Origin of the sequence: Pseudomonas sp. UBA2684 (genome assembly GCA_002354655.1) — a bacterium.
Classification (GTDB): Bacteria; Pseudomonadota; Gammaproteobacteria; order Pseudomonadales; family Pseudomonadaceae; genus Aquipseudomonas.
In genome coordinates, this window is record DELY01000024.1 from 1 (window position 1) to 4,861 (window position 4,861).

Here is a 4,861-nt window from a genome sequence, read left to right on the forward strand (position 1 = left end):
GACGACAGTGGCAGAGGAAAAGCGTTACTCACTACTTGTGGGGAGAGTCCATATACATTTGTTAGCGCCCAATTACGTTGATGATGTTCGTCATTTCTTGAAGGTACAGCTCAGTTCTTGATTTGGCCCCAGAGACTGATTTTAGATACGCCCCTACAATGTTTACACGGTGTGAATTACTACGAGAAAGGGCTTGATACGGGCCGCTAGAGAGGCTTGCTAATGCTGAAGTCATTGACTCAAATCCGGAGTCACTTCGATGCGCTATGTAGTTTCTGACGCATTTTATGCAGTCCGCTAGCTTGCGCTGCGCTGGAGTAATTGCTTTATACTTGGAAGCGTATATTGGTAATAAATTTTTTCTTGCCTGCGAAATCATATTGCGCGCATTTTGAAAGGTTATGTTGTATCCGCGCGGATCTACCAGTGGATAAAGTTCAGCAGTTTTAATGTGCTTTGAGTGTGGAATGCTAACTTTTGACGCATACCATGCGCCGAATGTTTCTGTGATGCTGTTTTTTTATCTTCTGCTCTTTTGCCGCCATGAAGCACGAACTATCTTTATTTATATATGCAAAATACAGATCAGAGAGTGCCCCTTCAAAAGATACGGCGGCAAAAAGAAAGACCTGTTCGTTGAGTAGAGAGATGTCGTTGCTTTCAGTTGATGTGTTGCGAAATGCAGTTGTTGCGCGCGCATGATACGCAAGGAGCGTGTTAATTTCGCTCTGAAAATTTTGGGCAATATTTGCAGGGTTGAGTTTGTTCATATATTCGGCTTGGGTGCTAACGTTTGGTTAAGGGGAGGGCTTTAGCCCGTCCCAGTGAGCGAAGCGAACGGTTTGTTGTTAGGCGTCTTCGTCTTTCAGCCCAAACTGAAAGAGGGTGCTTTCTGGGATTGGGTTCTCTTTTGCGTGTTGTACTTTGGTAATACACCAAGCGAGAAAGTCAGGGTATTTTTCCAAAATTTCTATTTTCTCTGTGGGAGCTAGACGCGTATGAAAAACGTACTGAATAGGGCCGACTGTTATTGTTGAATGAAATGCATTTGGCTCGTTTGTGTTCTTGTCACCGTAAACAATTAATCCCCCGTGAGCTGCATACTGGTGTTCACCAATATATGGAAGGGCTTGGTGGTAGGTGGGGTCGGTCTTGACCCACAGCCAAATACGATTGAAAGCACTTTCCCCTATGGCGAACTTAGCCAGCATGATTGGAATAGGAGCATTCACCTGCGCAATATGACAGCTTAGCAATTTTGCAAAATATCGGAATACGTTTAGATATGGCTCTGAGCCTTCGGAGTATCGATCCATTTCGAAAACGGATGATGGATCTTCATTTATTTTTACCTTTTCCAAAGCTAGGTCATGAAAATTGTCAAACTCTCGATCTGCCTGTTGAGTGCGCGAGGTATTGCAGGCCTCACAAATTGAAACATTGAATTTTAGGTGTTTTGAGTTGGCGCTCTGGGCGGACTTTGTTTTGCTTTTTGTTGGCCCTGCAGTGCCAATCACCAAGGCCTCTCTTCCAAATTCCTTTCGAAGTGCTGATGCCTTTATTTTGTGCTCGCCAGTCAATTTTTCTGAACTACCACAAAGGCAGCAACTAGTGATTGGAAAACGCTGCAATATCATGATGGGCATTACGCCTAACGATAAGCTAAGGGGCGGGCTTTAGCCCGTCCCAGCGAACGAAGTGAGCGAATTGAGCGACTTGTTATACGTCGGCACCAATGAACTCTGCGAATTCTTTACCAAGAGATGTAGCTACCGACTCCATACTGGCTTTATAAAACTCATCGATTCTTATGAAGCCGTAATTATGCAGATCTTTAATTGCGAGGGTTATTATTGGATCGTCTGACTTTATCTCTGAGAATGTTTTGTTCCAAACATTTTGCAAATCCCCCCAGTGGGTTTGAATGCTTCTCTGCTTGGAATTGAGCTTGTCAATATAAGCTCCTGGGTGACTTAAAAAATGAAGCACTTGGAAGTGCAAGGGCGTCATTTCTCCAACAACCCTAATAAATATCATTTTTTTGCTTTCATTTAAGTCGGTGCGTATTACGGTGTTTTTAACGGCCGACTTAAGAGCGCTCAGCCTTTCGGTATGATGTGAGCGTACTGCAATATTAGAAGCCTCCAAAACTGCAGTTATAAATTCTTGGTTCGATGAAAGCTTTTCAGGGGTTAATCCATCAACCTTTACGTAAAGTTCATCTATGGCGGTGGCTAGATTTTTAAGCCACTCTTCCTTTCGTTTGTCGAGGGGCGCAGTAAATATTGTTTCGAATGCTACTGATAGTGCTCCGCCAGCTAAGGGGATTAAGTTTAAAGCCCCTTTAACGGTACTATGACCGTAATCTTTCCAATCTTTATCTGGTAAGTCGTTCATGTATCCTCCTTGACGTATAACTGTAAATAGACACCAACTGGTGCATAACTACCCGGACGGGTGTGGTGGATAACATTCCTTGTCCTCTTATCTGTCCCTGTCTAGGCGGGGTGTTTGGGCGAGGTGGTGACCGTATAAGGGCGTTATACACCAGCGCCTATGGGTGATGGCAACTGGCAATTACGCAGGGCGGGTGGTTGCAGTGTTGGTATGGGTTGTGGGTGGCGCGGGCGGCTGGCTGGCGATCAGAGGTGCGCACTAGATTGCAGGATCGTCAGCAAGCTGGCTCCTACAAGAGACGGTATGGGAGGAGGGCGCGGCGGTGTTGGCCGCTGCGCCTTTTTTTGCGTTTAGCGGTTGAAGCGTTCCACCAGCGAGTACTGCCCTTGCGCGGTGGCGGTCAGTTCTTCGCTGAGCGCCGCGGTGCTCTGCGCTTCGCCGGCGGTTTGGTCGGCCAGTTGGGCGATGTTGGTGATGTTGCGGTTGATTTCGTCGGCCACGGCGCTTTGTTCTTCGGCGGCGGCGGCGATCTGGTTGGCCATGTCGGCGATGTTGGCGACTGCGTCGCTGATGCCGGCCAGGGCCTGGTCGGCCTGTTGCACGCGTTCGACGCCGTCGTCGGCCTGTTTGCGGCCGATTTCCATGGTCATTACCGCTTCTTCGGCGGTGCGTTGCAGTTTGGCAATCAGTTGGTGGATCTGTCCGGTGGATTCGGCGGTGCGTTGCGCCAGCGAGCGCACTTCATCGGCGACCACGGCGAAACCACGGCCCATTTCGCCGGCGCGGGCGGCTTCGATGGCGGCGTTGAGGGCGAGCAGGTTGGTCTGGTCGGCGATGCCTTTGATCACATCGACCACGCCACCGATTTCGTTGCTGTCCTGGGCCAGGCGGGTGACGGTTTCGCCGGTTTCGCCGACCGAGACCGAGAGGCGCTGAATCGCTTCGCGGGTTTCCGCGGCGATGGTGCGGCCTTGGCTGGTCAGGCGGTTGGCTTCCTGGGTGGCGATGGCGGTGCGGGCGACGTTGCTGGCGACTTCCAGGGTGGTGGCGGCCATTTCGTTGACGGCGGTGGCGACCTGTTCGGTCTCCTGGCGCTGGCGGTCCAGCCCGGCGGAGCTGTTGTGCGCCAGGGTGTCGGCCTGTTTGGCTTGCGCGGTGAGGTTCTCGGCGCTGTCTTGCAGGCGGGTGAGGCAGGTTTTCAGGCGCGCTTCCTGGCTGAGGATGGACATTTCCAGGCGGCCCTGGGCGCCACGGCTGTCGGTGTACATCTGTGCGATCAGCGGGTCTGAGGTGCTCTGGTCGGCCAGGCGCAGCAGGCGCTTGAGGCCGCGTTGTTGCCAGTTCAAACCGGCCAAACCAAGCGGCACCGAGAGCCCGGCGGCGATGGCGAAGCCCCAACTGGTGTTGAGCCAGGCGCCAACCAGAAAGCCAACCTGGCTGACCAGGATAAACGGCAGCCAGTCTTGCAGGATCGGCAGCCAGTGGTCGCGGCTGGGGATGGCCGACTTGCCCGTGTTGATCCGCTGGTACAGCGCTTCGGCGCGCCGCACCTGTTCGGCGGTGGGTTTGACCCGTACCGATTCATAGCCAATCACTTGGCTGTTTTCCAGCACCGGGGTGACGTAGGCGTTGACCCAATAGTGGTCGCCGTTCTTGCAGCGGTTCTTGACGATGCCCATCCACGGGCGGCCCTTTTTCAGGGTGCTCCACATGTGCTCGAACACCGCCGGCGGCACGTCCGGGTGGCGTACCAGGTTGTGCGGTGCGCGTAGCAGTTCGTCGCGGGAGAAGCCGCTGATGTCGATGAAGGCGTCGTTGCAGTAGGTGATCTGGCCTTTGATATCCGTGGTGGAGATCAGGCGTTGTTGGGCCGGGAACGTTCGTTCGCGTTGGCTGACGGGCTGGTTATTGCGCATGGCGGGGCAAGTCCCTAGAGGCGATAGCGTTTTAATCGGCAGTTGCTGCCTGAAGTTGAGCGATAGAATTTTGTCGCCAGGATAATGTGCGCAGTGTAACTGCAGTTGATCTGGGTCAGCTTTATTGCGCTGTTGCTGTGGCAGAGCACAGGCCCTGCCACAGCGGTTTTTCAGTTGCCGGCAATCAGTTGGCGCAGCACGTAGTGGAGGATGCCGCCGGCCTTGAAGTACTCGACCTCGTTGAGGGTGTCGATGCGGCACAGTACTTCGACGCTTGCGCGCTCGCCGTTCTCGCGGGTGACTTCCACCATCAGCGTCATCGACGGGTGCAGTTCGACGCCATCGAGGCCGTAGATGCTGAGCTTTTCCTTGCCGTTCAGGCGCAGGCTCTTGCGGTCCTGGCCGGCCTGGAATTGCAGGGGCAGCACGCCCATGCCGACCAGGTTGGAGCGGTGGATGCGCTCGAAGCTCTCGGCGATTACCGCCTTCACGCCGAGCAGGTTGGTGCCCTTGGCGGCCCAGTCGCGGCTGGAGCCGGTGCCGTATTC

Annotated in this window: 4 protein-coding genes and 1 pseudogene; all 5 read right to left on the reverse strand. The window is 53.3% G+C overall.

From position 1 onward, the window contains the following. Positions 1–470 precede the first annotated feature (470 nt). The gene (locus B3M58_RS09110; protein ID WP_296218491.1) at positions 471–770 is read right to left on the reverse strand and encodes a hypothetical protein; all 300 of its coding nucleotides are present in this window, start codon (positions 768–770) and stop codon (positions 471–473) included. A gap of 78 nt (positions 771–848) precedes the next feature. Continuing rightward, positions 849–1,646 carry a hypothetical protein gene (locus tag B3M58_RS09115; protein WP_296218493.1) on the reverse strand — a complete coding sequence of 266 codons (798 nt, stop codon included), beginning with the start codon at positions 1,644–1,646 and terminating at the stop codon, positions 849–851. Between the two features lie 73 nt (positions 1,647–1,719). Then, positions 1,720–2,397: a hypothetical protein gene (locus B3M58_RS09120; RefSeq protein ID WP_296218494.1), complete on the reverse strand. Its 678-nt coding sequence runs from the start codon at positions 2,395–2,397 to the stop codon at positions 1,720–1,722. Between the two features lie 350 nt (positions 2,398–2,747). Further along, positions 2,748–4,313: a methyl-accepting chemotaxis protein gene (locus B3M58_RS09125; RefSeq protein ID WP_296218496.1), complete on the reverse strand. Its 1,566-nt coding sequence runs from the start codon at positions 4,311–4,313 to the stop codon at positions 2,748–2,750. 170 nt (positions 4,314–4,483) lie between these two features. Continuing rightward, a pseudogene (locus B3M58_RS09130) lies at positions 4,484–4,861 on the reverse strand (aconitate hydratase); the annotation flags it as partial.